Below are 26,688 nucleotides of genomic sequence, written 5' to 3'. Positions count from 1 at the left end.
ATAGCAAAACCGTAAATGCTGTAAAGAGTTTTCTTGGTATTTTAAATCGAATGCTGACTTTTTGGGCAAAGGTGATAGTAAATAACCATTTTGGTAGAAAGGGAATGCTCTAAACGTTTGGTTTGTTTTCTATTATTTACACTACTTGACGTTATCTATAGTTAGGAAGAGGTACTATATTGATAGTTCATATTTTGAAGATTTAGAAAATGAAAAATAAAATAATCATAAAGATCTTAGCGTTGTCTATTCTCGTTTCAGCCTCATCGACGCAAGCAAAGAGACCTTCGGGTCCTCAGGCTGTGACGGTCATTACCGAAGAGGTTCAAATTCACCAGATTTCTCAATCATTAACGCTAGTTGGTAAGTTAGAGGCTAAGCAGGCGGTTGTTATCTCTCCTGAGGTTGCCGGTAAAGTGACACAAATACCGGTATCAGCGAATCAGAATGTCAAGCAGGGTCAATTGTTAATTCAGCTAAATGATGACAAAGCAAAGGCTGCTCTTAACGAAGCGCGTGCTTATTTAAACGATGAAAAACGTAAGTTGGCTGAATTTGAACGCTTAGCTAAGCGTAATGCCATTACTCAAACCTCAATCGATGGTCAAAAAGCGAGTGTTGAAATTGCTCAAGCCCGCTTAGATGCGGCTAAAGCGAATCTAAAAGATCTTAATATCTCCGCTCCATTCTCTGGCACTATCGGCTTTATTGATTTAAGTCGAGGCGAATTAGTTTCCGCGGGTAGCCAGCTAGTCACTCTCGATGACTTATCTGTGATGCAGTTAGACCTTCATGTACCAGAACGTTACCTTTCTCGCTTAAGTCAGGGTATGAAGGTGGAGATCACCACTTCAGCTTGGGGCAACCAAAGCTTTGAAGGTGAATTGGTTGGTATTGATTCACGTGTGAATATGGAAACACTTAATTTGCGCGTTAGAGTTCATTTTCAAAACCCTGAAACTCTTCTTAAACCTGGCATGCTAGCGTCTGCAAGTATGGCCTTCCCAGTAATAGAAGCGCCCATTATTCCTGCTCAAGCATTGGAATACTCGGGTACTAAGCGCTTTGTCTATGTGATTGGCGATGATAATAAAGCCAAACGAACGGAAGTGGTCCTTGCCGAACGTGTCGAGAATCAAGTGGTTATTGCAGAGGGCGTAGAGATTGGCGAGAAGATCGTTGTTCAAGGGATTGTTAACATGCGTGACGGTGTGTCGGTAAAAGAGCTGAATATTGAAGAGAGTGCATTGGAAAAGGAAACTAACTAATGTTGTTATCTGATATATCGGTTAAACGCCCCGTAGCAGCATTGGTGCTTAGTATGCTGCTGTGTGTCTTTGGCATCGTATCATTCTCTAAGTTGGCCGTAAGAGAGATGCCCGACATTGAGTATCCGGTCGTTTCAATTAATACGACTTATAAAGGGGCATCTGCAACCATTGTAGAGAGCCAAATCACCACAGTATTAGAGGACCAACTCTCAGGTATTAGCGGTATTGATGAGATTGTTTCCACAACGCGAAATGGTTTTTCTCGTATCACCATCACTTTTGATCTTGGTTATGACTTAAATTCAGGCATCAGTGATGTTCGAGATGCGGTAGCAAGGGCTCAGCGTTCACTGCCCGATGAAGCCGATGACCCATTGGTTTACAAAAATAATGGCTCTGGTGAACCGTCCATATATATTAATCTCAGCTCGTCTGAGATGGACCGAACACAGCTCACCGATTACGCAGAGCGTGTGCTAATTGACAGGTTCAGTCTTATCTCAGGCGTGAGTTCATCGAATTTATCGGGTGGCTTGTACAAGGTTATGTACGTCAAACTTAAACCCGAAGTAATGGCTGGCCGAGGTGTTAGTGCTGGGGATATTACCTCTGCACTACGTCGAGAGAATATCGAGAGCCCAGGCGGTGAAGTGAGAAATGACTCAATTACCATGTCTGTTCGCACGGTTCGCGCCTACAGTAAAGCAGAAGATTTCGAATATTTGGTGGTCAAAAGAGCCAGTGATAACTCCCCAATTTATCTCAAAGATGTTGCTGATGTGTACCTTGGCGCTCGAAATGAAAACGCCTCATTTAAAGCCAATGGTGTAGTTAACCTGAGCATTGGTATTGTTCCTCAATCGGATGCCAATCCACTTGATGTAGCAAAGCTAGTTCGTAAAGAGGTGGACGATATTCAACAGTTCTTGCCTAAAGCGACAAATTTGGTGATTGATTATGATGCGACGATTTTCATTGAACGCTCAATAACTGAGGTTTACACCACGCTGTTTATTACTGGCGGCCTGGTAGTGCTGATCCTGTATATATTCATTGGGCAAGCTAGAGCAACGCTTATCCCTGCGATTACCGTTCCCATTTCACTGATATCGTCATTTATTGCGGCGTATTATTTTGGTTTCTCAATCAACCTCATCACGTTGATGGCACTGATCCTTTCTATTGGTCTGGTGGTGGATGATGCTATCGTCGTGATTGAAAATATCTATCACCATATTGAACAGGGAGAGACACCACTGCTTGCCGCCTATAAAGGAGCAAGAGAGGTAGGCTTTGCTGTTGTCGCAACGACAATGGTTCTTGTGATGGTTTTCTTGCCGATTTCATTTATGGACGGCATGGTAGGGCTATTGTTTACTGAGTTCTCGGTACTGCTTGCGATGTCGGTGATCTTCTCATCACTGATCGCTTTAACCTTAACTCCAGTATTAGGCAGTAAGATTCTAAAAGCGAATGTGAAGCCAACGCGCTTTACTCTATTGGTTAATCGCGTATTCGCCTTTTTAGAGAGTCAATACCGCGGTTTATTGCAATATGTCATCCGATTTAGGTGGCTAGCTCCCATTGTTATTGTTGCTTGTTTGGGAGGCAGCTTTGCCTTGATGAAGCAAGTGCCCGCACAACTTGCTCCAACCGAAGATAGAGGGGTGATATTTGCCTTTGTTCGTGGTGCAGATGCAACCAGTTACAACCGAATGTCAGCCAACATGGACATCGTGGAAGAGCGTTTAATGCCGCTTCTAGAAGAGAACTACCTTAAATCATTTAGCGCAGAAACCCCGGCTTTTGGTGGCAATGCTGGTGACCAAACGGGCTTTGTTGTCATGGTATTAGAAGATTGGAATGAGCGTGATGTGACCGCGACAGAAGCGCTTGCCAAAGTGAGAAAGGCACTATCAGGCATTCCTGATGTGCGTATCTTCCCATTCATGCCGGGCTTTAGAGGCGGTTCAAGTGAGCCTGTTCAATTTGTTCTAGGTGGCGCTGATTACGAAGAGCTGCAACACTGGGCGAATAAGCTCAAAGATCTTGCTGAAGACTCACCAATGATGAACGGCACCAACATAAACTTCTCAGAGAAAACCCCTGAGCTGGTGGTGAATGTTGATAAACAGCGTGCGGCAGAGCTTGGCATTAGTGTTTCAGAAATATCTGAAACTCTCGAGATTATGCTTGGTGGGAAAACTGAAACGACCTTTGTTGAGCGTGGTGAAGAGTACGATGTCTACCTTCGTGGCGATGAAAATAACTTCAACAATGCAGCAGATCTTAGCCAGATCTATCTACGTACTAATCAAGGCGAGTTGATTACGCTTGATACCGTCACCAGTATTGAAGAAGTCGCCTCATCAATCCGTCTTTCCCACTACAACAAACAGAAGTCGATCACATTGACGGCCAACGTTGAGGATGGTTACACACTCGGCGATGCATTAAATTTTTTGGATGAAAAAGCGATCGAGTTACTACCGTCTGATGTTTCAGTGAGCTACTCGGGTGAGTCAAAAGACTATAAAGAGAATCAATCGAGCACATTGATTGTTTTTGGTCTGGCGATGTTGGTGGCGTATTTGGTTCTAGCCGCTCAGTTTGAGAGTTTCATAAATCCAATGGTGGTGATGTTTACCGTGCCTATGGGAATTTTTGGTGGATTCTTGGGGTTGGTTGTTATGTCTCAAGGGCTCAACATCTATAGTCAGATCGGTATGATAATGCTGATCGGTATGGTAACTAAAAATGGCATATTAATTGTTGAGTTTGCCAACCAACTGCGTGACCGAGGTGTTGAGTTTGAAAAGGCAATTGTTGATGCATCGGCACGTCGTTTACGTCCAATTATGATGACAGCATTTACCACGCTTGCAGGTGCGGTTCCACTCATCCTTTCCACAGGTGCAGGTTACGAAAGTCGTGTGGCTGTTGGTACGGTGATTTTCTTTGGTATGGGTTTTGCCACACTGGTGACACTGTTTGTGATTCCTGCGATGTATCGCCTGATTTCAATCACAACACATTCACCGGGCCATGTAGAAGCAGAGCTAAATAAAGCGCTGCAACATGATGTAAAAGCGAGAAGTGCGCATTAACTAAGTATGTCCGTTTAATAGGATTGTCGGTACAAAAATGGCTCGCAAATATGCGAGCCATTTTTTGTTGGGAATTTTGTTAAAACGATTTCGTTTTAACCGTAAGTCACAGTATAGCGGGTCGGCTTATGATTCATCGCCAATACGACATTCAATGCTACCGCACCTAATAAAGACAGACCAATCACCATTGGCGATACAAAGAAAATGGAGGTGAACAAAATAGCCATATCGATGACCATCTGAGTCTTACCTACAGAGATACCAAATCGGTCTTGGATCACCAAGCAAAGTACGTTGAAACCTCCAAGGCTTGAGCGATGTCTAAATAGAATTAGCATACCAAGCCCCATAAGAATCCCCCCTGCGACAGCGCAGTAAACTTCACTGATTGTATCTAGGGTAATAACCAGGTAGAGGTGGTCAGCAAAAACCGACACCAGAGCACCAGATATCGCACTATTAAACGCAAAGCGTTTACCGAATCGTTGCCATGCTAATAGATAGAAAGGGCAATTGATTAGGAAGTACAAAGTACCAAAAGAGATCGAAACAACTTGGCTAAGTAACAATGCAAGGCCTGTCGTCCCGCCAGTCAGTAAATGTGCGGATTGCAGAAAGAAAACGCCCTGAGCAACTAAAAATGTGCCGGTGAGAATAGCGATCCAATCTTCTTTACGTGAGTGTTTTTCCATCAACTTGATTTTCTTCAGGGGTATAATGGGGCGAATAGTAGAGAAAAGATGATCTTTTCGGTAGATAGAGAGGGAAAATTAGGGTAAACCTATGTAATTAACGTTTTACAGGGTGTAAAACCGAAAATTGACACCAACATGGCTGATATACGAGGTTAGTCGCGTAAGCATGATAAACCTTGTAGGCCATTATGAATAAACTGCATGATAAAAAATGATTTTACTCTTTATGATATAGATCAAATTATGTAGAATGCTTTTCATCAACTCGGCCTACGTAAACGTTTGCGTATGGTTGTTATGTGCTTTTTTTGAAACTTTCAGTACTATCTGAGTCAGGAGATACAGATGCTAACACGTGACATGAATATTGCAGATTATGATGCAGACCTATTTGAAGCGATCCAAGAGGAAACGGTTCGCCAAGAAGAACATATTGAGCTTATCGCTTCAGAAAACTACACAAGCCCACGTGTAATGGAAGCACAAGGTTCTCAACTTACCAATAAATACGCTGAAGGTTACCCAGGTAAGCGTTACTACGGCGGTTGTGAGTATGTTGATAAGGTAGAGACATTAGCAATTGATCGTGCATGTGAGCTATTTGGCGCAGAGTACGCGAACGTACAGCCTCACTCAGGTTCTCAAGCAAACAACGCTGTTTACATGGCACTGCTTAAGCCTGGTGATAAAGTTCTAGGTATGAGCCTTGCTCACGGTGGTCACCTAACTCACGGTTCACCAGTAAACTTCTCAGGTAAGCTTTACGATATCATCCCTTACGGTATCGACGAGAAAGGCCAAATCAATTACGAAGAGATGGAAGCTCTAGCGGTTGAACATAAGCCTAAGATGATCATAGGTGGTTTCTCTGCTTACTCTCAAATTTGTGATTGGGCGCGCATGCGTGAAATCGCTGACAAAGTTGGTGCATACTTCTTCGTTGATATGGCTCACGTTGCTGGTCTGATTGCTGCAGGTGTTTACCCAAACCCAGTACCGCACGCTCACGTTGTAACAACAACAACACACAAAACGCTAGCGGGTCCTCGTGGTGGTCTTATCCTTTCTTGTGAAGGTGAAGATCTGTACAAGAAGCTAAACTCTGCTGTATTCCCTGGTGGACAAGGTGGTCCTCTAATGCACGTTATCGCTGGTAAAGCAGTAGCGTTCAAAGAAGCACTTGAGCCTGAGTTCAAAGAGTACCAAGCACGCGTTGTTGCTAATGCAAAAGCAATGGTTGCAGGTTTCCTAGAGCGCGGCTATAACATCGTTTCAGGTTCAACTGAAAACCACCTGTTCCTTGTTGACCTAATCGACAAAGATATTACAGGTAAAGAAGCTGATGCAGCATTGGGTTCAGCTAACATTACTGTAAATAAAAACTCAGTACCGAACGATCCACGTAGCCCGTTTGTAACGTCAGGTATCCGCGTAGGTTCTCCTTCAATTACTCGTCGTGGTTTCACTGAAGCAGATGCTAAAGAACTAGCCGGCTGGATGTGTGACATTCTAGACAACATCGGTGATGAGTCTGTTGTTGAAGCTACGAAAGCAAAAGTACTCGAAATTTGTAAGCGTCTACCAGTTTACGCATAATTTCGTTCTAAACGATTCTATTTCTGTGTTAAAGGTGCTCATTTACTAACGTAAATTCCACGCCTTTTCCTTTAACTAGATTCATTTAGTTAGAAATCTTAAATGAAGAGCTTCCAATTAGGAGGCTCTTTTTGTATGTGATGGATATAGAAAGACCAGCTCTTAGTTGAGAGCTGGTCTTTATTTTTTGCGATAAAGAGGAGGCTAATCACTGCTCTTTATTTAGAGATGCTCAGTAATGTGCCTGATTTGCACTGGAACGAGTAATATTTTCGGCTTTCATTGAATTTGCCTAGGCCTTCACCATCACAGTAGTCGATATTGATATCGCGCATGACTTCGAGTGTTTTTTCTGAAGTAAGAGCAAATTTAGAACCGTCTGAACAGACGATACGAACACGGCCATCATCACTGACTGAATAGATATCAACCTCGGTATTACAAAGCTCGAAAGAGGCTTCTCTAAAGTTATCTTGCTTAGTGTTTGAAGCGCAACCGGCAGTAACGGCAGCGATCACAAGTGCTAATAATCCAAATCTATTCATGATTGTTCCTCGACTATCACAATGGATAGGTAAATGTTATTCCTTAAGTTTCTTAAGCCTATCTATTTAATTGAAGAGTTTCAATCTTGAAGCTGATTAATTTAACGATTAGGCAATAGTTAGCGAGGTAAAGCTGAGACAAAAAAGCCGATGAAATCATCGGCTAGTTTGGGTTTGTTTTGGACGGAAGCTTAACCTGAAATGGTTATTTAACTTCCTTTCCTTGTGCTTGCATATCGGCATGGTAAGACGATCTTACAAATGGCCCACAAGCCGCATGAGTAAAGCCTAGCTCCAAAGCGATTTCTTTAAGCTCATCAAATTCTGCAGGCGGAACATAACGTTCAACGGGTAAGTGGTGACGACTAGGTGCTAGATATTGGCCTAACGTCAGCATAGTAACGCCGTGTTCGCGCAAGTCTTTCAGTACTTGAACGATCTCTTCTTTGGTTTCTCCAAGCCCCATCATAACCCCAGATTTTGTTGGGATCTCTGGGTGTTGCTGTTTGAATTTCTGAAGAAGTTGTAGTGACCACTTATAGTTTGCACCCGGACGAGCCTTACGGTAAAGGCGTGGTGCAGTCTCTAAGTTGTGGTTGAATACATCGGGTGGATTGTCTTTTAGCAGCTCAAGAGCAATATCCATTCGGCCACGGAAGTCAGGAACTAACGTCTCAATATGGATGTCTGGGTTTTGCTCTCGAATGGCTTTATTACAATCAGCAAAGTGCTTAGCACCACCATCACGAAGGTCATCTCTATCCACTGACGTAACAACAACATATCGAAGCTTCATATCTTTGATTGTTTGAGCCAGTTTCTGTGGTTCATCATTTTCAACAGCGAGTGGACGACCATGGCCAACATCGCAAAATGGACAGCGACGAGTACAGATTGCACCCAAAATCATAAAAGTAGCAGTACCGTGGTTAAAGCATTCAGCAAGGTTAGGGCAAGAGGCTTCTTCACATACCGAGCTAAGATTGTTTTTACGCAAGGCAGATTTAATATCTTGAATACGCTTGCTATCAGAAGGGAGTTTGATCTTCATCCATTCTGGTTTACGTAGAATCTCTTTTTGCTCACTTGGCATGTTCTTAACTGGAATTAATGCCATTTTATCAGCGTCTCTGTACTTAACGCCTTTTTCCATTTGAATTGGTTTGCTCATGCTTTACTACTTCTCGTTAAGGGCTTTAGTGCAAAACTCGACATGCTCATAGTCTAGTAATGCTACGAGTTCTTCTATTAGTTGTTGTTCGACTACTTGTAACTGTTTCGGGCCGCCTAATTGGCTAACCTGAGCCATTTCCATCCCTTGATAACCGCAAGGGTTAATACGCAGAAACGGTGATAAATCCATATCAACGTTAAGCGCTAATCCATGAAAAGAGCAGCCCCTACGGATTCTTAATCCTAGTGAGCAGATCTTTTTATTATCTACGTAAACGCCGGGTGCATCGGGCCTAGCTGAAGCATCGATATTGTATGCTTTGAGTGTGTTTATTACGAGATTCTCAATGTGTGTAACGAGATCTCGCACACCTAATTTCTTACGTCTTAGGTTAATAAGAAAGTAAGCTACAAGTTGGCCGGGCCCGTGATAAGTGACTTGCCCACCACGATCACTTTGAACAACTGGGATATCACCGGCTGCTAGGATATGTTCGGCCTTGCCTGCTTGACCTTGGGTGAACACTGGGTTGTGTTCAACGAGCCAAATTTCATCGCTACTTTCATCGGTTCGATTGTCGGTAAACTCATGCATCGCTTGCCATACCGGTTGGTAATCTTGGCGACCAAGTTGTTTTACGACCAATTGATTTCGCATTCCGCTTTCCGTAGTGATTTATAAAGTTATCGCATTATAAACACATTCACTAGTTTGAACTACATATTGATAACGACAAATTAACTGAGTGAAGGCGATACTTTATTATCCGATTGATAAATAACAAAAAAGCAGCCTAGGCTGCTTTCAATATTTTTTTAAAGTTTAAACTTTATTATAGCACCATACGAACGATATCGATTTCACCTAACTCTTTGTATAGAATTTCAACCTGCTCGATAGAGGTTGCAGTGATGTTTATCGATACTGAATTATAAGTGCCTTTAGCGCTTGGTTTCACAGCAGGGCTGTAGTCACCTGGAGCATGGCGTTGAATGACTTCTAATACTAACTCTGGTAATTCAGGTTTAGCGTAACCCATCACTTTAAAAGTGAAAGAACATGGGAATTCAAGCAAGTCTTTTAGCTTTGCATCTGAATTAATGTTCATAATTATGGCGACTCCAAGTTTAAATAGCTTTTAGGGAACGCATATTACTGCCAATTGGTAGTGATCTCAAGGCCGGTAGCATTGCGCATAAAACGAAAAAAGCCGCTACAACACATAGGTGTAAGCGGCTTTTGATTGTAAGTTTAGGTTATATTTAGAATAAACCTTTAAATAGTAATACGAGGTAATCCCAAAGGCGGCTAAATAGACTGCCTTGATTAACATCTTCCAATGCTAAAAGTGGGTATTCAGCAACATCATCACCGTCTAGCTGGTAGAACAGCTTTCCAACTACGTCACCTTTGCTGATTGGAGCTTCAAGCTCACTTTCAAGAACAAAGCTTGCTGTCAGGTTTTTGGCTTGACCACGAGGTAGAGTAACAAACGTGTCGACATCAACACCCAGTGCTACTTTATCTTTGTCACCCATCCAGATCTTTTCTTCAACGAAGGTTTCACCTGCAGTGTGTGGTGCAACTGTTTCAAAGAATCTGAAACCATAACTGAGTAGTTTTTTGCTTTCTGTTTTACGAGCATTGGCATTTTTTGTGCCCATAACAACCGCAACCAAACGCATTTTCCCTTCGGTTGCTGAGCTTACTAAGCTGTAACCTGCGTTGCTCGTATGGCCAGTCTTAATGCCGTCAACGTTCATACTCTTATCCCATAACAAACCATTACGGTTATATTGGGTGATGCCGTTGTAGGTGTATTTCTTCTCTGAGTAAATACGGTATTCATCAGGAACGTCACGAATAAGTGCTGAACCTAAAAGCGCCATATCATACGGAGTTGAGTAGAGGCTAGAGTTATCTAAACCGTGCACGTTGCCAAAGTGTGTATTAGTCATTCCGATTGAGCTTGCCCAAGCGTTCATCAGATCAACAAAAGCATCTTCAGAACCTGCAATGTGCTCAGCCATTGCAACACAAGCATCGTTACCTGATTGAATAATAATGCCGCGATTTAGATCTTCAACAGTGACCGTTGTACCGACTTCGATAAACATCTTTGAAGAGTCAGGGAAGTTTTTCGCCCAAGCATTTTCACTAATCGTTACTTCATCTTTAAGCGATATATTACCGCTTTCAAGTTCTTGACCAATGACGTAACTGGTCATCATTTTAGTTAGGCTTGCAGGAGATAACTTAGTATTCATCTCTTTTTCAGCAAGGACTTTTCCCGAGTGATAATCAAGAAGTACGAAACCCTTTGCCGCAATTTGAGGCGCGTCAGGAACAACTATTGGGTTTGCAGTAGCAGAAGTCGCTACGACGGAAGAAAGAGCAATCGAGCATGTGAGAATGGTATTACGTAGTGATATTTTTTTCATGATGAATACAAAATTTCTATTTTAACTGTCCGTATCTTAACAGAAACCATCTTTCACACCAGTGTCGCGTGTAAGACAGTGATTATGAAGCCGGATTACTGAGCGGCTGCGTGTTTTTTTATGAACGCAGAGGTATATCCGAGCACCTTAACTTGCTCAAGAGTTTGCTGCGTCAGAGCATAGTCATTAAATGGACCTAAGAATACACGATGCATTGATTTGTTTGATTCAAGAAAGCTGTCGACAGACAATTTACTTGCAAGCTCATTGGACAAATCAACCGAGCGATCATGATGTTTTGAGGTGGCAACTTGGACGACATAATTAGGCAAAGCATTCTGTTTATGAGCTGACTCTGGTCGTTCAACCGTAATGACTTCAATTTTTACATTGGCAGTCCCGGTATTTACGACTTCGAGCTTATACGCTGCGGCATAGCTTAAATCGATAATTCGACCATCATGGAAAGGGCCACGGTCATTAACACGAACAACCGTTGTCTTACCATTATCAGTGTTGGTGACTTTAACGTAACTTGGGATTGGCAGCGTTTTATGGGCCGCCGTCATGGAGTACATGTCATAGATCTCGCCATTTGAGGTGAGGTGTCCATGAAACTTTTTGCCATACCATGACGCCTTCCCTTTCTCTGTAAAGCCCTTTGTGTCTCTGACTATCTCGTAGTGGTTTCCACGCAGTGTATAATTGCTATTGCCACCTAGGCTGTATGGCTCATATTGGGGGACAGCATCTTCAATGTGCTCGACAGAAATTGGTTTTTTGGGTGCTACATCATTATCGATACTATAACGACCTGATGAAGAGCAGCCAGCAAGAAGGATACTGACGGCTGCGAGTACGATTAACTGTTTCTGGTTCATTAGCTTCTTGATCATTAACTAGGTTGCCTTTGAAAATGCATTTCGGTGTGTATGGATAGACATCAACATGCCAAAGCCAGCCATTAGGGTCACCATGGAGGTACCACCATAACTGATTAAAGGCAGAGGAACGCCAACGACAGGTAAAATTCCACTCACCATACCGATATTTACAAAAACATAAACGAAGAAGCTAAGAGTGATACTTCCTGCCATCATGCGGCCAAAGGACGTTTGAGCTTGGCTTGCTAGGTATAAGCCGCGGCCCATGATAAACAGATATATGGTTAATAGTGCCAAAATACCTATCATTCCCCACTCTTCAGCAATTACAGCAAAAATAAAATCGGTATGGCGCTCTGGCAAAAACTCTAGTTGAGATTGAGTGCCTTGTAGCCAACCTTTTCCTGAAATACCTCCAGAACCGATCGCTATCTTGCTTTGTATGATGTGGTAGCCAGCACCTAAAGGATCGGACTCGGGGTTAAACAGGGTTCTTACGCGCACTTTTTGATATTCACGCATTAAGAAAAACCATAAAACTGGGGCAAAAGCACTAACACACACACCCGCAGCGAAGATTATCTTCCAACTGATACCAGCTAAGAAAATAACGAAAATCCCTGAAGCGGCGATTAGAATTGAAGTCCCAAGGTCGGGTTGTTTTGCAATTAATATCGTGGGTACAAACAACATAACCAAAGATATAACGATAGTTTTAAAGCTTGGTGGTAGTGATCGCTTACCTATATAGCTTGCTATCATTAAAGGAACGGCAAGCTTTAGAAGCTCTGAAGGTTGAAAGCGGACAAAACCGAGGTTTAGCCAGCGTTGAGCACCCTTTGAGGACTCACCGAAAAAGAGCACTCCAAACAGTAACACAAGCCCGCAAAAAAAGAGAAAGGGGGCAAGGGATTCATAGGTTCGCGGGGATATCTGAGCAAGTACCACCATGACGCCAAGCGCCAACGCCATGCGCATTGCTTGTCTATCCATCATGGCATAGCTTTGACCACTGGCGCTATACATTACGACGAGGCCAAAGGCCATTAATACCAAGATGCCAAGTAGTAATGGTAGATCGATGTGAAACCTTTGGAAAAAGGCTCGATTTTGCCCTGTGGCAGGATCAAAATTCATTATTCTGTTTCCTTTTGATCGCCATTGATGGCGTGGTCAAAAATACGTCTAACAACTGGGCCACCATTACTTGAACCACCACCTGCATTTTCAAGAACGACTGTAACCACAAACTCAGGGTTGTCGTATGGGGCAAAGCCTGTGTAAAGGGCGTGATCTCGAAGGTGCTCTTCTAATTCGTCAGCGTTATATTCTTGGTCTTCAGCAAGACCAAACACTTGCGCAGTACCGGATTTTCCGGCGGTGACATAGTCCATATTTCTAAAGGCTCGGCGCGCGGTGCCTCGTGTCCCGTGATTAACTAAGCGCATTCCATCTGTCGCAATGTTCCAATAGCGTTCTGGTACACCGGTAATTGGGGGGTAAGTTTCAAAATCTTCAAGTTGCTGAAGGTCGAACTGCTCACCATTATCGATTGTTGCACGAAGTAGGTGAGGGGCGGTCACTTCACCATGATTGATTAATACCGAAGTTGCCTTCGCTATTTGCATTGGTGTTGCTGTCCAATAACCTTGACCAATTCCGACGGGAATGGTGTCACCTTGATACCAAGGAGTGCGGTGGCGAGCCATCTTCCAATCACGAGTTGGCATATTCGCTTTGCTCTCTTCATGGATATCAATGCCGGTATATTCTCCAAATCCGAACATTGCCATCCAACTAGAAAGTCGGTCGATCCCCATGTCATAAGCAATTTGGTAGTAAAATGTATCAACAGATTCTTCAATAGACTTGGTTATATCGACGACACCGTGTCCCCATCGCAACCAGTCTCTAAATGGACGAGTTTTAGAGTTCGGGATTTTCCAGTACCCAGGATCATTCCGTGTTGTCTTAGTTGTGACAACGCCTTCTTGCAAAGCTGCTACAGCGATAAAAGGTTTAACAGTTGATGCTGGAGGATAGATCCCAAGTGTTGCTCTGTTGACCAGTGGCCGGTTATTGTTTGTTAGTAATGCGTTGTATGCCTTGCTCGAAATACCGTGAACGAAGGCATTAGGGTCGTAACTAGGGCTAGAAACCATGGCCAGTACGCCATTATCTTTCGGGTCTAAAACAATGGCCGATCCACGGCGACCATCAAGTAAATCATGAACATAGAGCTGTAAATTAATATCGAGATTTAAAACGATGTCTTTGCCCGGAACGGGCGGAACATACTTCAACGTACGGATGATTCGCCCACGACTGTTTACTTCGACTTCTTGGTAGCCTGCGAGCCCATGTAATTTATCTTCGTAGAAACGTTCGATACCTAATTTACCAATATCACGCGTCGCTTGATAATTTGAGGCTTTCTCTTCTCTGACTAATCTTTTTATATCGCGATCGTTGATGCGAGATACGTAACCGATCACGTGTGTGAGCGCTTTACCATAAGGGTAAAAACGTTTTAAGTTAGCGGTGACAGAGACGCCAGGGTATTTATGTTGATTGACTGAAAACTTGGCCACTTGCTCTTGAGAGAGCTGAGTTAATATAGGCACAGAGTTAAAACGGCGAGTTTGTCGTCTTTCTCGATTGAATGCTTCAATGCGCTCAGGTGTGATTTCCGGTAAAAGAAGCTGCAACTGAGCAATCGTGTCAGTGAGGTCTTCAACTTTCTCTAACGTGATCTCTAAATTAAAAACAGGTCGATTTTCTGCTAGTAAAATACCGCTGCGATCATAAATGAGCCCACGGTTTGGCGCGATAGGCACCACTTTGATTCGATTATCATTGGAGCGAGTTTTGTAGTCTTGAAATTGATTAACTTGAATGTTGTATAGATTAGCGAGCAAAACGCACATCAGCAGGACAATACCTACAAATGAGACAAGAGCACGGCTTTTAAATAGCTGTGCTTCTGCATGGTGATCTCTTATTTGGCTACGCTTACGCAACATTAGTCTTATTCTCGATAATAGCAGCACAGTCGATATTAGCTGTACATGCGATAAAAACAGTACATCTGTTAAAGACGGTACTGTCGATAATCATGGTGGTGTGGTTATGACGTTACTCTCGATGATAAGGATGGTTAGCGGTAATGCTCCACGCTCTATACAGACTTTCAGCCATTAATACACGGACTAAAGGGTGAGGGAGAGTTAAAGGGGAGAGAGACCAACTCTGCTCTGCTGCTGCTTTACATGCCGGTGCTAACCCTTCAGGTCCACCAATTAATATAGAGACATCACGCGCATCGAGCTTCCACGCTTCTAGCTGTTGAGAAAGCTGCTCGGTATCCCAGCGCTTTCCTGGAATATCTAGAGTAACAATCCGATTGCCCTTTGGTACAGCCGTAAGCATTGCTTCACCCTCTTTTTGTAGGATGCGTGCAATATCTGCATTTTTTCCACGTTTGCCGGCGGTTATTTCAATTAACTCAAGTGGCATATCGTGTGGGAAGCGTCGGCGATATTCTTGAAAGCCTTCTTCGACCCATTTCGGCATTTTTGTCCCAACGGCAATCAGCTGTATTTTCACAAATTAGCCCCAGAGTTTTTCTAGTTGGTATAGATCGCGGTGCTCTTCTTGCATCACATGCAACATGGTAGACCCCATATCAACAACGACCCATTCACCTTCTTTCTCGCCGTCCATTCCAAGCGTTTCTATGCCTGCAAGTTTAACTTGATTTGCGACATGCCCAGCAATAGAAGCTACATGGGTTTTTGATGTACCAGTACAGATGATCATGTAGTCGGTAATGCTTGATTTACCTTGTACATCGATAGTTTTAATGTTCAGTGCTTTCATGTCATCTGCTTTATCAGCAAGAAAATTATTTAGTTCTTCGCGTAACAAAAGATCATCCTCAAAGGTAGTAATAGGTATTTTTTCGACCGAGCAGTATAGCACGCTTTTAATGGTAGACCGCTAGATTGATAGAAGGCTGACACATCTCTAAGCTTAACTGATGCAATGTTGGCCAAGGTGAGGTCTCATATTGAGTCTTGGTCAAAATCTCACACTGTGCAAGAAGTCTCAACCTTTGTTGTAAACTTGAAATGGGCATTCTTGATAGTGCGCTATTATAAAGCGGACGCTTAGACTGCCAGATACGATGCTTGTCGAACACTTGACCTGCTGGTGCTGTTTTGAGTTCGAGTTGTAACTTTAATAACAGCATCAACTCTTTTTGAACGGAACGTATTAAAATAACGGGCTCGACTGTTTCTGCTTCGAGTTGTCGTAGAATTCGTTGTGCACGTTTTGCTTTGCCTGCAAGAAGGGCGTCTACCCAATGAAATGGTGTGAAATGGTTGTGGCGGCTTAACGACTCTTCCAAACGAATAAGAGTAAGTTGACCGTCTGGATAGATAAGCGCCAGTTTTTCTAAGCTTTGAGATAGGGCAAAAAGGTTACCTTCATGCCACTGTGCAAGCATTTGTCTCGCTTCAATGTCAGCGACTAAACCTAGAGCTTGGCATCGAGCCTGAACAAATTGTGGTAACCGTTGTATATCCGGCGTTAAGCAGCTTACCCAACAGCCTAGCGTATTATAAGTTTTGAACCATTTTGCGTTCTCTTGAGCTTTGGTTAGCTTGCTTCCAATAATAATCAAAAGAATATCAGAATGAAGGGATGATGCTAGCTCAACGAGCTCTTTAGAGTGTGAAGCGTTGACGCCTGCTTCAGGGACTTCAATCTCGATGACCTGTCGACGGGAAAATAGGCTGAGTGCGTGGCAACAGTCATGAACATCATTCCAGTTGAGGCTATTATCAAGCGTAAAGCGGTGATGTTCATCAAAGCCTTCAGACTGAGCCTTAGTTCTGATCGCCTTGTGAGACTCTTGAATCAGTAATGGTTCATTACCAAACAGCAAATAGATAGAATAAAGTTGTCTATTAAGTTGCTCGGCTAATTTGTCTGCATAGATCCGCATTGATAAAACCTACTGCTCGGTATTGGTGTCAGCATTTGTATCGATATCAATCTCTGAATCGAAGTCAAAAGTTGTTTCCTCTGTGACAACCTCTACATCATCTAGAGTTTGCAGCTGGCGGATAAATGCATCATTCATGCATTCCTCTTCATAGATTTTACTGTTTGGAACAAATTGTTCTTCAAGACAGCGTTCATGAAGTTCAATATCCGCTCTTAAACGGGCCATTTGGCGTATGATTTGAGTCGAAGCTAACTTTCTCATTTCATCTTCAATCATGTCACGTTCAACTGATTTTGCTAACGCTGTTAACGGGTTATCAAGGTAGCTACGAGTGACACTGGTTGAAAAGGTTTTCTCGCCGACTTCAGGAATGGTTACTCGGTAAGATGCATGAAATGTAAGTTCTTTTTCTGCAGCACGAGTATTTTGATATAAAGAAAGTGTACGTTCACCAACACTCTCACTTGCTAAGTGAATATTTGGTGTGTCTTTATTGGGAGAGATCAATTCTACATCGTTGAGACGTAATTGGTTTTTAACCACTCGTGTGAAGGTGCTGTATTGGTCATAACTGGTGACAGAAATGGTTGATAGCTCTTCGGGTACGGAGTAATCACCGCGTAGTTGAAATCCACAAGCAGAAAGAAGGCTAGCGGTTAATACAATACAAGCGAGTTTAAATGAGTTAGAAGTCAGGCGCATTTGTAAGAGGCTCTCATTAATTAAAATACTTATCTAATTGCTCGTGTTTCGCAAGACGAATAGAGCGATTAGATAAGTAAGCAGAGTGAGTGAACACCCTGCTTGTTATATCTAGTATTCGACAATTTAGCTTTTGACGATTGTACTTGTGATTATTTAGTTAGCAACGATATTTAGAAGCTTACCTGGTACATAAATAACTTTACGTATCGTTAAACCGTCTAAGAATTTAACTGCATTCTCATCGTTCAGACCAAGCTCTTTCACTGCTTCTTCTGTAATATCAGCGGCAACCTGAAGTTTCGCACGTAGCTTACCATTGATCATCACGACAATAGTTTTCTCGTCTTCGACTAATGCTTTCTCATCAAACGTTGGCCATGTTGCTGAATCTACATTTGATTCACCAAGAGCCATCCACATTTCGTAAGAGATATGCGGTGTCATCGGGTAAAGCATACGAACAACGGCTTTCAGTGCTTCATCAAGAATTGCACGGTCTTGTGCATTAGCTTGAGGCGCTTTCGCTAGTTTGTTCATTAGCTCCATGATGGCAGCAATTGCAGTGTTGAAGGTTTGGCGGCGGTCAATATCGTCCGTCACTTTCGCAATAGTTTTATGAACATCACGACGAAGTGCTTTTTGGTCGCCAGACAGTGCAGCAACATCGACAGATTCAGCCGCACCTTTTGAAGAGTGAATATGAACCAGTTTCCAAACACGTTTCAGGAAGCGGTTAGCACCTTCAACGCCAGACTCTTGCCACTCAAGTGTCATATCTGCAGGGGATGCAAACATCATAAATAAGCGAACGGTATCTGCTCCGTATTTATCAACCATCTGTTGCGGATCGATACCGTTGTTTTTCGACTTAGACATTTTAATCATGCCAGAGTGCGCAACGTTACGACCTTGGTTGTCTACTGCTTTTTCAATTCGACCTTTACTATCACGTTCGATTTCAACATCTGTTGGAGCAATCCACTCCTTAGTGCCTTTGTCGTTTTCGTGGTAGAACGCGTCTGCCAGTACCATGCCTTGACAAAGTAGCTTCTTGTATGGTTCGTCAGACGTTACGTAACCTGCGTCACGTAATAATTTGTGGAAGAATCGAGAGTAAAGCAAGTGCATACATGCGTGCTCGATACCGCCAATGTACTGATCAACCGGTAGCCAGTAGTTTGCTTTTTCTGGATCTAGAATGTCGTCCGCTTGTGGAGAACAGTAACGCGCGTAGTACCAAGACGATTCCATGAAGGTATCAAATGTGTCGGTTTCACGTAGTGCTGGCTCGCCGTTGAACGTTGTTTCTGCCCAAGATTTATCTGCTTTGATTGGGCTTGTAACGCCATCCATCACAACATCTTCAGGAAGGATCACTGGAAGTTGGTCTGCTGGTACTGGATGAACTTGACCGTCTTCCGTTGTGACCATTGGGATTGGAGCACCCCAATAGCGCTGACGAGATACGCCCCAGTCACGTAGACGGAAATTGACTGTTTTCTTGCCTTTGCCGTCTGCTTCTAATTTCGCTGAAATAGCATCGAATGCCGCTTGGAATTCAAGACCGTCGAACTCACCAGAATCAAACAGTACGCCTTTCTCAGTATAAGCCGCTTCAGAAACGTCTAGTTCAGAACCATCTTCAGGCTTGATGACTGGAATGATGTCGATACCGTATTTCGTTGCAAATTCGTAGTCACGTTGATCGTGAGCAGGAACCGCCATTACCGCACCTGTGCCGTAATCCATAAGAACGAAGTTAGCGACGTAAACAGGAACAACGCGACCGTTAAGAGGGTGGATAGCCGTTAGACCTGTATCCATTCCTTTCTTTTCCATCGTTGCTAATTCAGCTTCTGCAACTTTGGTGTTGCGACACTCTTCAACGAATGCTGCAAGCTCAGCGTTGTTCTTAGAGGCTTTCTCAGCAAGAGGGTGACCAGCAGCGATACCAACGTAAGATACGCCCATTAGCGTGTCAGGACGCGTGGTGTACACTTCTAGAGGCGCTTCTTCACCATTAACAGCGAAAGATAGTTCAACACCTTCAGAGCGACCAATCCAGTTGCGCTGCATGGTCTTCACCATTTCAGGCCAACCGTCAAGATTGTCTAGGTCATCAAGTAGTTCTTGTGCGTACTCGGTGATTTTAATAAACCACTGTGGAATTTTTTTCTGTTCCACTGGAGTATCACAACGCCAGCAGCAACCGTCTTCAACTTGCTCGTTTGCTAGAACAGTTTGGTCATTTGGACACCAGTTAACAGAAGAAGTCTTCTTGTAAACTAAGCCTTTTTCGTAAAGCTTAGTGAAGAACTCTTGTTCCCAACGGTAGTACTCAGGGGTACATGTCGCGAATTCACGGCTCCAATCGTAACCAAAGCCTAAAAGTTTAAGCTGGTTTTTCATGTATTCGATATTTTCGTATGTCCACGGCGCAGGGGCAGTATTGTTCTTCACTGCTGCGTTCTCTGCTGGTAGGCCAAATGCATCCCAACCGATTGGTTGCATTACATTTTTACCTTGTAGGCGCTGAAAACGAGAAACCACATCACCGATGGTGTAGTTGCGCACGTGACCCATGTGCAGTCGACCACTTGGGTAAGGGAACATGGAGAGACAGTAGAATTTTTCTTTATTTGGGTCTTCACTTACAACAAAGGTCTTGTTGTTGTCCCAGTGCTGCTGAACTTTTTGTTCAATATCTTGCGGGTTATATTGCTCTTGCATCGATGATATCCGGTTATCTTGGAATTTGTGAGTTCGGTTAGAACAGATACGAGTAGATCGACATAGAATACCTAAAGGAGCGAAGTACAACAATAGCCAATCTGCTTGAAGGGGTCTGTTATGCCAAAACATAAAGCTGGTTACGAAGAGATGTTCGAAGAAGTTGTCGATACATTGAAAAGTAGCCCTGAAGAAATTAACCATGTTTTTGAAACGTCGGCTAAGGTAGTCAGTGCTGCTAACGACATGACTAAAGATGAATTATCCTTGATCTCTGCTTATCTAAAGTACGATTTTAAGGAGTTTGCTGACAACTATGAAGAGAGCAAGGGCAGCCCATTTTCACTAATGATCTCAGATTCGATTTGGCAAGGGTTACTAGATATTACTGACCGAACGAAAGTTGAATGGGTGGAGTTATTTCAAGATCTTGATCACCAAGGGCTGTACCAAGCCGGGGATATGATAGGACTTGGGATACTAGTGTGTGATGAGTGTGGGCACAAGGTGCAGTACAACCACCCAACAACGGTTATTTCATGTACAAAGTGTGGTCATACAGGATTTAGTCGCCAAGCATTAAAACCGTAGCCTGCTATGAATTTTTGCTCTAACAGTATTAACGCTGCCTTTGGTAACGAAGAGGCGTATGACAAAAAATAAGGCACCTAAAGATACGTTTGTATGTATAGGTGCCGGCTTTTATTTCTTTCGGATATTATTGGCTCTTGTTAGTTGAGCTGATTTTTCGTGCGGTCATTCCTGCAACAAGCAAACTTGCAACGACCCAGATATACAGAGGCCACGTACCAAAATTTCGATACGGAGTTTGACCTGAGGTAGAGTGCATAGTGGCTTTTAGAACGACTGTTTCAAATTGTTCAACCTGTTCAATGATATTACCTTTGTAATCGGTTACTGCGGTGACACCATTATTGGTTGAACGTATTAGCGGCTTTCCGAGTTCGCGGGCTCGCATTCTCGCTATTTCCATGTGCTGTAAAGGTCCAATTGAATCGCCAAACCATGCATCGTTAGAAAGAGTCAGAATAAAGTCGGTGTCATCGGTGATGTTTTGTCTGACCTGCTCATTGAAAATAATCTCATAACAGAGCGCTGGAGCCATGTGGCGGCCATTTGCAACAATGTTTGGCTGAACAAAGTCTCCTCGACTGAATGAAGACATAGGCAGATTGAAAAACGGTGCTAATGGTCTGAGTATATTTTCAAAAGGAACGAACTCACCAAACGGCAGTAAATGATGCTTGTGGTATCTCTCGTTTGGGTCATAGCTGTACTCACCGTATGGTGTCGCACCAATGGCAAGTACACTGTTATAGAAATCGTTGTTATCACCCTTGTTGACAACACCAGTGATAATTGCGCTTTGATTTTGTTTTGCTGACTCGTCTAGATTTCGTAGAAACGAAGGGATTTCAAATTCAAAAGCAGGGATTGCCGCTTCAGGCCAAATAATGACGTCAGCATCCCAATTTTCACGACTATAATCGACGTACTTCATAATGGTTGGCCAACGTTGACTCGGCAGCCATTTACTCGCTTGATCTACATTTCCTTGGATCAGTGCGACTTTCGTTGTTTGATCTGGATTTGGAACAACCCAATCTACATTTCTAAGTCCAAAACCCGAGAATAAAACCACAGTCGGAATCAGTAATATTGACCATGAGCGCTTTAAAATAGCAAACGCAAATGCTGCCGAAGATAGAATAAGCAGTAAGGTGATAAGTTCAACGCCACCGATCGGTGCAAAGTTTGCCAGCGGGGAGTCTATTTGACTGTAGCCAAGCCATAGCCACGGAAACCCCGTCATTACCCAGCCTCTTAGCCAATCAGTAATTAGCCATAACGCGGGTGCAGCTAGAAAGAAGCGATGCAGACTAGCAATAGGGAAAAATCGATTCATTGCCCAAGAAAAAAGCCCGCTATAGAGTGCCAAATAGCCAATGAGCAGTGCCATTAATGCAATGCCCGCTATTTTAGGCATTCCTCCGAAGACATCTATGCTGATGTGAACCCAGCTAATTCCTGTGGCAAAAAGGCCGATTCCCCAAGCGTAACCAATGAAAAAGCCACGCTTTGGTGATTGCCCCTGAAGCAGCAATAAAAGTAGTAGAGGGCTAACAATGGCCAGTGGCCAAATTTGATAAGGGGCGAATGAAAGGGTTGTTAAAGCGCCAACAAAAACGGCCCCTAAAGGCCGTATTAGGCGATGAATAATCTGGTTAGTCATCTATTGTTTTCTCGGTAAAGCTTTTGCGAAAATATAAAGTAAGTTTACTCTTCCATCGGTTGAGGAAGTGGTTCTTCATCGGGAACGGTAACTTGTAATTGCAGTACGCGGCGATTATCAGCAGCTGCTACTTTAAAGGTGTAGTGATCAATTTCAACCACTTCTCCACGTGATGGCAAGTGACCTAAAGTGCTCATAACAAGTCCTCCAACGGTATCCACTTCATCATCACTGAAGCTTGTTTGGAAGGTATCGTTAAACTCTTCGATTGTTGTTAGCGCTTTGACAGCAAACGTGTGTTTACTCAGCTTACGAATTTCGACTTCTTCTTCATCATCAAACTCGTCTTCAATTTCACCAACGATCTCTTCTAAAATATCTTCGATCGTTACCAAGCCAGAGACGCCTCCAAACTCATCAACGACAATCGCCATATGATAACGTTCTTCACGGAACTCTTTAAGCAATCGATCAACACGTTTACTCTCAGGAACAACAACTGCTGGGCGAATAACTTGCTCGATAGTGAAAGGAGCGCTGCCGGAGCCTAAGTATTTTAATAAGTCTTTGGCGAGCAGAATACCTTCAACATGATCTTTATCTTCGCTGATCACTGGGTATCGAGAGTGTGCTGCATCCGTGATGAGGGCTATGAGCGCATCAAGATCATCGCTTTTATCTACGGTGACCATCTGCGAACGAGGTATCATGATGTCACGAACTCGCATTTCAGATATTTCCATAACACCTTCGAGCATATCGCGCGTGTCATGGTCAATTAAATCATTTTCTTCAGAGTCTCGAATTACATCAACCAGTTCTTGACGATCTTTGGGCTCTGCTTGAAAAAGTTGTCCAATACGTCCTAAAAAGGACTTTCTACTCGGACCTTCAGCCTTTTCTTTTTTACCTTCCGGTGAAGGGGGAGGATTCTCTTCGTTCATTGTTTCTCATATCTATAACGCTATCAAAAGTGTGATAGCACACATGATGCCTTCGAAATTTAGCGTACTCGAAGACATATATTAATAACTATGTTTAGTTTTTAGCAATCTTTACGACTACTTTAAAGCTTCTCATCTATATATGGGTCGTTGAAACCCATAGACATTAAAAATTCGGTCTCTAGAGACTCCATCTCTTCTGCTTCTTCATCATTAATATGATCATAACCTAGCAGATGCAAGCTACCATGTACAACCATATGCGCCCAGTGTGCCATCAAAGGCTTACTTTGCTCCTGAGCTTCTTGCTCGACGACTTGGCGACAAATAATTAAGTCACCAAGCAGGTCCAGCTCAATACCTGGTGGCGCTTCGAATGGAAAAGATAGCACATTTGTTGGTTTGTCTTTTCCTCGGTATTGATGGTTCAGTTCATGGCTCTCTTGCGTATCAACGATACGAATTGTGACTTCAGCTTGAGATTGAAAGTTTGTCACAGCTTTGCTTAACCACAGATGAATATCAGCCTCAGAAGGCAAACCTTTTTCATCTTCTACTGCGATCTGTAGATCTAGTTCAATGCTCATGACTTGTTTGGCTCTTGTACTTTTGACGATGTCTGTGAAGACGTTTGAGATGCTGTTGCTTCTGCTAGTGACGCTTCACGTTCTTCGCGACGGCGCTTTTCATACTCTTTACGTTCTTTCTGATCCTGTGTTTCCCATTTCTCGTAAGCATTTACGATACGAGCTACGACAGGGTGGCGAACAACATCATCGGCCAGGAAGAAGTTAAAGCTTATCTCATCGACATCATTTAATACTTCGATAGCGTGTCGTAATCCAGAACGAGCGCCGCGAGGTAAATCGATTTGCGTAACATCACCGGTAATGACGGCACGTGAATTAAAGCCGATACGGGTTAAGAACATTTTCATCTGTTCAACGGTCGTATTTTGGCTTTCATCAAGAATGATAAAGGCATCATTTAACGTACGTCCGCGCATATAAGCAAGAGGCGCTACTTCAATAACGTTACGCTCTATCAGTTTCTCTACTTTTTCAAAACCAAGCATCTCGAACAGAGCATCATAAAGGGGACGTAGGTACGGGTCGACTTTCTGGCTAAGATCACCAGGAAGAAAACCTAGCTTCTCACCGGCTTCAACAGCTGGCCGCGTTAATAAAATTCTGCGAATCTCCTGTCGCTCGAGTGCATCAACTGCCGCTGCAACAGCAAGGTATGTCTTACCCGTACCAGCAGGCCCTATGCCAAAGCTAATATCATGGGTGACCATGTTGACCAGATATTGGCCTTGATTTGGCGTACGAGGTTTAATGACACCTTTTTTGGTCTTGATAAAGACTTCTTTACCATGATCCAGAGTTGACTCTTCTGTTTGCTCAAGGATGCCTGACTGTTTCACATTTAGGTGAATATGTTCTGGTTCGATATCGGGGATATTGCCACGGACTGGTGTTGTATCGACATAAAGCGTTTTAAGGATATCAAGTGCAGCAGCGGCAGTATGAGGCTTACCAACGATAGTGAAGAAATTGTTTCGGTGGTTTATTTCAACGCCTAGTCGACGTTCTAAATGCTTAATATTGTCATCGAAAGGACCGCATAAACTGGCAAGTCGGCGGTTGTCTGAAGGTTCTAGATTAATTTCTAGTGTAACGATTTTATTGCTCAATGTTGCCTCACTGTCTGATCATGATAAAGAAGCCCAATCCACATTAGGCTTCTTTTGACATTTTAGCTTATGGTGTAAAAGTCGCTACACCTAGATCGTCTTCTCTGCGGGTCTTTTCTATCATTTCTGACGGAGAGGTCACATTGCGAAGATCCATTTCACTTTCAGATCTAATGAATTCACCACGTAATGAGTTGGTCATCACGTCGGTAATCTTCACATCAACAAACTGTCCAATAAGATCGGCAGAGCCTTCGAAGTTTACCACTCGGCTATTTTCGGTACGTCCGCGAAGCTCCATAAGATTTTTCTTCGATGGGCCTTCGACCAGAATACGTTGTTCAGTACCAAGCATTAGGCGAGAGAAACGCATTGCTTGGCTGTTAACTTGCTGCTGCAGTTCCCATAAACGATCTTTCTTCGTCTGTTCAGGAATGTCGCATGGGTAATCAGCTGCTGGTGTACCAGGGCGAGCTGAGAAGACGAAGCTAAAGCTCATATCGAAATCAACTTCTTTGATTAGCTTCATAGTGTCTTGGAAATCTTTATCGCTCTCACCTGGGAAAGCAACGATAAAGTCAGAGCTAATTTGAATGTCTGGTCGAGCTTTACGCAGTTTACGAATAATTGATTTATATTCGATAGCAGTGTGAGGGCGTTTCATCATCGTAAGAATACGATCACTACCACTTTGTACTGGTAAGTGTAAAAAGCTCACTAGTTCTGGCGTATCTTCATAAACAGCGACGATATCGTCAGTAAACTCAAGCGGGTGGCTTGTTGTAAAGCGAATACGGTCAATACCATCGATAGATGCAACAAGACGAAGCAGATCTGCAAAAGAGCAGATATCACCATCGTGCATCGGACCACGGAAAGCATTAACGTTTTGACCTAATAGGTTGACTTCGCGTACACCTTGCTCTGCAAGTTGTGCCACTTCAAATAGAACGTCATCCATTGGACGGCTAACTTCTTCGCCACGAGTGTACGGTACAACACAGTATGTGCAGTACTTAGAGCAACCTTCCATGATCGAGACAAATGCAGTTGCTCCATCGGCTCTTGGCTCTGGTAAGTTATCGAACTTTTCGATTTCTGGAAAAGAGATATCCATTACCGGCGCTTCGTTTGACAGCGATGATGCGATCATCTGTGGTAAGCGGTGCAGTGTTTGTGGGCCGAAAATAACGTCGACAAATGGTGCACGTTTACGAATGTGATCGCCTTCCTGGGTTGCTACACAACCGCCGACGCCAATAACGACGCCTTCTTTTTTATCTTTTAGTGTTTTCCAACGACCAAGCTGGTGGAATACTTTCTCTTGCGCTTTTTCACGAATAGAACAGGTATTGAGTAGAAGTACATCTGCCTCGTTTGGATCTTCGGTTAGTTCGTAGCCATTGGCAGCATTCAAGAGGTCAGCCATTTTTGATGAATCGTATTCGTTCATCTGACAACCCCAAGTTTTAATTAGTAGTTTCTTACTCATCTCTGTTCGCTCGATCGTTAGTTTAAATTAAGGGAGCAAATCGCCCAGTACTTTTCCACCCTTAACACACCTGAAAAACGGGTTTGGGCGGAAAGCCGCGTATTGTACTGCTTTCAATACAGGCTGACCAGTGGTTA

Annotated in this window: 23 protein-coding genes; 4 read left to right on the top strand and 19 right to left on the bottom strand. The window is 43.3% G+C overall.

The window, feature by feature from the left end:
* The first annotated feature begins 209 nt into the window (after positions 1 to 209).
* Positions 210 to 1,268, top strand: a complete 1,059-nt coding sequence (locus tag L4C54_RS05055) for an efflux RND transporter periplasmic adaptor subunit (RefSeq protein WP_428807307.1) — start codon at positions 210 to 212, stop codon at positions 1,266 to 1,268.
* Positions 1,268 to 4,378, top strand: coding sequence for a multidrug efflux RND transporter permease subunit (locus L4C54_RS05050; RefSeq protein WP_428807306.1), 3,111 nt, complete (start codon positions 1,268 to 1,270; stop codon positions 4,376 to 4,378). Before L4C54_RS05055 ends, L4C54_RS05050 begins: the two co-directional genes overlap by 1 nt.
* A gap of 95 nt (positions 4,379 to 4,473) precedes the next feature.
* On the opposite strand, the gene L4C54_RS05045 is transcribed toward L4C54_RS05050, so the two are convergent.
* The gene (locus tag L4C54_RS05045; protein WP_428807305.1) at positions 4,474 to 5,073 is read right to left on the bottom strand and encodes a YitT family protein; all 600 of its coding nucleotides are present in this window, start codon (positions 5,071 to 5,073) and stop codon (positions 4,474 to 4,476) included.
* Between the two features lie 348 nt (positions 5,074 to 5,421).
* Between L4C54_RS05045 and glyA the strand changes: the two genes are divergently transcribed.
* Entirely contained in the window at positions 5,422 to 6,672 is a 1,251-nt protein-coding gene (glyA, locus tag L4C54_RS05040) for a serine hydroxymethyltransferase (RefSeq protein WP_428807304.1), read from the top strand.
* Between the two features lie 218 nt (positions 6,673 to 6,890).
* On the opposite strand, the gene L4C54_RS05035 is transcribed toward glyA, so the two are convergent.
* The 13 genes from L4C54_RS05035 to leuS all read right to left on the bottom strand — a co-directional run bounded on the left by L4C54_RS05035 (position 6,891) and on the right by leuS (position 20,165).
* Positions 6,891 to 7,217: a hypothetical protein gene (locus tag L4C54_RS05035; RefSeq protein WP_428803743.1), complete on the bottom strand. Its 327-nt coding sequence runs from the start codon at positions 7,215 to 7,217 to the stop codon at positions 6,891 to 6,893.
* Positions 7,218 to 7,422: 205 nt separating this feature from the next.
* Positions 7,423 to 8,388, bottom strand: a complete 966-nt coding sequence (gene lipA / locus L4C54_RS05030) for a lipoyl synthase (RefSeq protein ID WP_428803744.1) — start codon at positions 8,386 to 8,388, stop codon at positions 7,423 to 7,425.
* Between the two features lie 6 nt (positions 8,389 to 8,394).
* Positions 8,395 to 9,048 (bottom strand): lipoyl(octanoyl) transferase LipB, encoded by a 654-nt coding sequence (gene lipB, locus L4C54_RS05025; RefSeq protein ID WP_428803745.1) that lies wholly within the window; start codon positions 9,046 to 9,048, stop codon positions 8,395 to 8,397.
* A 175-nt stretch (positions 9,049 to 9,223) separates the two neighbouring features.
* Positions 9,224 to 9,502, bottom strand: a complete 279-nt coding sequence (ybeD, locus tag L4C54_RS05020; RefSeq protein WP_428803815.1) for a DUF493 family protein YbeD — start codon at positions 9,500 to 9,502, stop codon at positions 9,224 to 9,226.
* A 151-nt stretch (positions 9,503 to 9,653) separates the two neighbouring features.
* Positions 9,654 to 10,832, bottom strand: a complete 1,179-nt coding sequence (locus L4C54_RS05015; protein WP_428807303.1) for a serine hydrolase — start codon at positions 10,830 to 10,832, stop codon at positions 9,654 to 9,656.
* A gap of 95 nt (positions 10,833 to 10,927) precedes the next feature.
* Positions 10,928 to 11,713 carry a septal ring lytic transglycosylase RlpA family protein gene (locus L4C54_RS05010; protein WP_428807404.1) on the bottom strand — a complete coding sequence of 262 codons (786 nt, stop codon included), beginning with the start codon at positions 11,711 to 11,713 and terminating at the stop codon, positions 10,928 to 10,930.
* A gap of 18 nt (positions 11,714 to 11,731) precedes the next feature.
* Positions 11,732 to 12,853, bottom strand: coding sequence for a rod shape-determining protein RodA (gene rodA, locus L4C54_RS05005; RefSeq protein ID WP_428807302.1), 1,122 nt, complete (start codon positions 12,851 to 12,853; stop codon positions 11,732 to 11,734).
* The gene (mrdA, locus tag L4C54_RS05000; RefSeq protein ID WP_428807301.1) at positions 12,853 to 14,739 is read right to left on the bottom strand and encodes a penicillin-binding protein 2; all 1,887 of its coding nucleotides are present in this window, start codon (positions 14,737 to 14,739) and stop codon (positions 12,853 to 12,855) included. Before mrdA ends, rodA begins: the two co-directional genes overlap by 1 nt.
* 112 nt (positions 14,740 to 14,851) lie before the next feature.
* On the bottom strand, positions 14,852 to 15,322 hold the full coding sequence (gene rlmH, locus L4C54_RS04995; RefSeq protein ID WP_428807300.1) for a 23S rRNA (pseudouridine(1915)-N(3))-methyltransferase RlmH: 471 nt from the start codon (positions 15,320 to 15,322) through the stop codon (positions 14,852 to 14,854).
* A gap of 3 nt (positions 15,323 to 15,325) precedes the next feature.
* Positions 15,326 to 15,643 carry a ribosome silencing factor gene (rsfS, locus tag L4C54_RS04990; protein WP_428807299.1) on the bottom strand — a complete coding sequence of 106 codons (318 nt, stop codon included), beginning with the start codon at positions 15,641 to 15,643 and terminating at the stop codon, positions 15,326 to 15,328.
* 58 nt (positions 15,644 to 15,701) lie between these two features.
* The gene (holA, locus tag L4C54_RS04985) at positions 15,702 to 16,727 is read right to left on the bottom strand and encodes a DNA polymerase III subunit delta (RefSeq protein WP_428807298.1); all 1,026 of its coding nucleotides are present in this window, start codon (positions 16,725 to 16,727) and stop codon (positions 15,702 to 15,704) included.
* A 9-nt stretch (positions 16,728 to 16,736) separates the two neighbouring features.
* Entirely contained in the window at positions 16,737 to 17,432 is a 696-nt protein-coding gene (locus L4C54_RS04980; RefSeq protein WP_428807297.1) for an LPS-assembly lipoprotein LptE, read from the bottom strand.
* A 156-nt stretch (positions 17,433 to 17,588) separates the two neighbouring features.
* Positions 17,589 to 20,165 (bottom strand): leucine--tRNA ligase, encoded by a 2,577-nt coding sequence (leuS, locus tag L4C54_RS04975; protein WP_428807296.1) that lies wholly within the window; start codon positions 20,163 to 20,165, stop codon positions 17,589 to 17,591.
* A gap of 120 nt (positions 20,166 to 20,285) precedes the next feature.
* Between leuS and L4C54_RS04970 the strand changes: the two genes are divergently transcribed.
* A complete protein-coding gene (locus tag L4C54_RS04970) occupies positions 20,286 to 20,756 on the top strand; it encodes a zinc ribbon-containing protein (protein ID WP_428803753.1) in 471 nt (156 codons plus the stop codon).
* A 127-nt stretch (positions 20,757 to 20,883) separates the two neighbouring features.
* Here the strand turns inward: L4C54_RS04970 and lnt are convergent, their stop codons facing one another.
* The 5 genes from lnt to miaB all read right to left on the bottom strand — a co-directional run bounded on the left by lnt (position 20,884) and on the right by miaB (position 26,551).
* Positions 20,884 to 22,419 carry an apolipoprotein N-acyltransferase gene (lnt, locus tag L4C54_RS04965; RefSeq protein ID WP_428807295.1) on the bottom strand — a complete coding sequence of 512 codons (1,536 nt, stop codon included), beginning with the start codon at positions 22,417 to 22,419 and terminating at the stop codon, positions 20,884 to 20,886.
* A 44-nt stretch (positions 22,420 to 22,463) separates the two neighbouring features.
* Positions 22,464 to 23,363, bottom strand: coding sequence for a CNNM family magnesium/cobalt transport protein CorC (corC, locus tag L4C54_RS04960; protein ID WP_428807294.1), 900 nt, complete (start codon positions 23,361 to 23,363; stop codon positions 22,464 to 22,466).
* Between the two features lie 122 nt (positions 23,364 to 23,485).
* Positions 23,486 to 23,950 carry an rRNA maturation RNase YbeY gene (ybeY, locus tag L4C54_RS04955; protein WP_428807293.1) on the bottom strand — a complete coding sequence of 155 codons (465 nt, stop codon included), beginning with the start codon at positions 23,948 to 23,950 and terminating at the stop codon, positions 23,486 to 23,488.
* Positions 23,947 to 25,059, bottom strand: a complete 1,113-nt coding sequence (locus tag L4C54_RS04950) for a PhoH family protein (RefSeq protein ID WP_428807292.1) — start codon at positions 25,057 to 25,059, stop codon at positions 23,947 to 23,949. Before L4C54_RS04950 ends, ybeY begins: the two co-directional genes overlap by 4 nt.
* A gap of 67 nt (positions 25,060 to 25,126) precedes the next feature.
* Positions 25,127 to 26,551 carry a tRNA (N6-isopentenyl adenosine(37)-C2)-methylthiotransferase MiaB gene (gene miaB, locus L4C54_RS04945; protein WP_428803758.1) on the bottom strand — a complete coding sequence of 475 codons (1,425 nt, stop codon included), beginning with the start codon at positions 26,549 to 26,551 and terminating at the stop codon, positions 25,127 to 25,129.
* Positions 26,552 to 26,688 lie beyond the last annotated feature (137 nt).

This window comes from Vibrio lamellibrachiae (assembly GCF_050337265.1).
In the GTDB taxonomy this organism is placed as follows: Bacteria; Pseudomonadota; Gammaproteobacteria; order Enterobacterales; family Vibrionaceae; genus Vibrio; species Vibrio kyushuensis.
Note: the sequence above shows the minus strand (reverse complement) of the source record. Positions and strands in the feature narration are given on the sequence as shown.

Coding starts and splice junctions, on each gene's coding strand:
- L4C54_RS05055 (WP_428807307.1), top strand. CDS start 210: ATGAAAAATAAAATAATCATAAAGATCTTAGCGTTGTCTATTCTCGTT.
- L4C54_RS05050 (WP_428807306.1), top strand. CDS start 1,268: ATGTTGTTATCTGATATATCGGTTAAACGCCCCGTAGCAGCATTGGTG.
- L4C54_RS05045 (WP_428807305.1), bottom strand. CDS start 5,073: ATGGAAAAACACTCACGTAAAGAAGATTGGATCGCTATTCTCACCGGC.
- glyA (WP_428807304.1), top strand. CDS start 5,422: ATGCTAACACGTGACATGAATATTGCAGATTATGATGCAGACCTATTT.
- L4C54_RS05035 (WP_428803743.1), bottom strand. CDS start 7,217: ATGAATAGATTTGGATTATTAGCACTTGTGATCGCTGCCGTTACTGCC.
- lipA (WP_428803744.1), bottom strand. CDS start 8,388: ATGAGCAAACCAATTCAAATGGAAAAAGGCGTTAAGTACAGAGACGCT.
- lipB (WP_428803745.1), bottom strand. CDS start 9,048: ATGCGAAATCAATTGGTCGTAAAACAACTTGGTCGCCAAGATTACCAA.
- L4C54_RS05015 (WP_428807303.1), bottom strand. CDS start 10,832: ATGAAAAAAATATCACTACGTAATACCATTCTCACATGCTCGATTGCT.
- L4C54_RS05010 (WP_428807404.1), bottom strand. CDS start 11,713: ATGAACCAGAAACAGTTAATCGTACTCGCAGCCGTCAGTATCCTTCTT.
- rodA (WP_428807302.1), bottom strand. CDS start 12,853: ATGAATTTTGATCCTGCCACAGGGCAAAATCGAGCCTTTTTCCAAAGG.
- mrdA (WP_428807301.1), bottom strand. CDS start 14,739: ATGTTGCGTAAGCGTAGCCAAATAAGAGATCACCATGCAGAAGCACAG.
- holA (WP_428807298.1), bottom strand. CDS start 16,727: ATGCGGATCTATGCAGACAAATTAGCCGAGCAACTTAATAGACAACTT.
- L4C54_RS04980 (WP_428807297.1), bottom strand. CDS start 17,432: ATGCGCCTGACTTCTAACTCATTTAAACTCGCTTGTATTGTATTAACC.
- leuS (WP_428807296.1), bottom strand. CDS start 20,165: ATGCAAGAGCAATATAACCCGCAAGATATTGAACAAAAAGTTCAGCAG.
- L4C54_RS04970 (WP_428803753.1), top strand. CDS start 20,286: ATGCCAAAACATAAAGCTGGTTACGAAGAGATGTTCGAAGAAGTTGTC.
- lnt (WP_428807295.1), bottom strand. CDS start 22,419: ATGACTAACCAGATTATTCATCGCCTAATACGGCCTTTAGGGGCCGTT.
- corC (WP_428807294.1), bottom strand. CDS start 23,363: ATGAACGAAGAGAATCCTCCCCCTTCACCGGAAGGTAAAAAAGAAAAG.
- ybeY (WP_428807293.1), bottom strand. CDS start 23,950: ATGAGCATTGAACTAGATCTACAGATCGCAGTAGAAGATGAAAAAGGT.
- miaB (WP_428803758.1), bottom strand. CDS start 26,551: ATGAGTAAGAAACTACTAATTAAAACTTGGGGTTGTCAGATGAACGAA.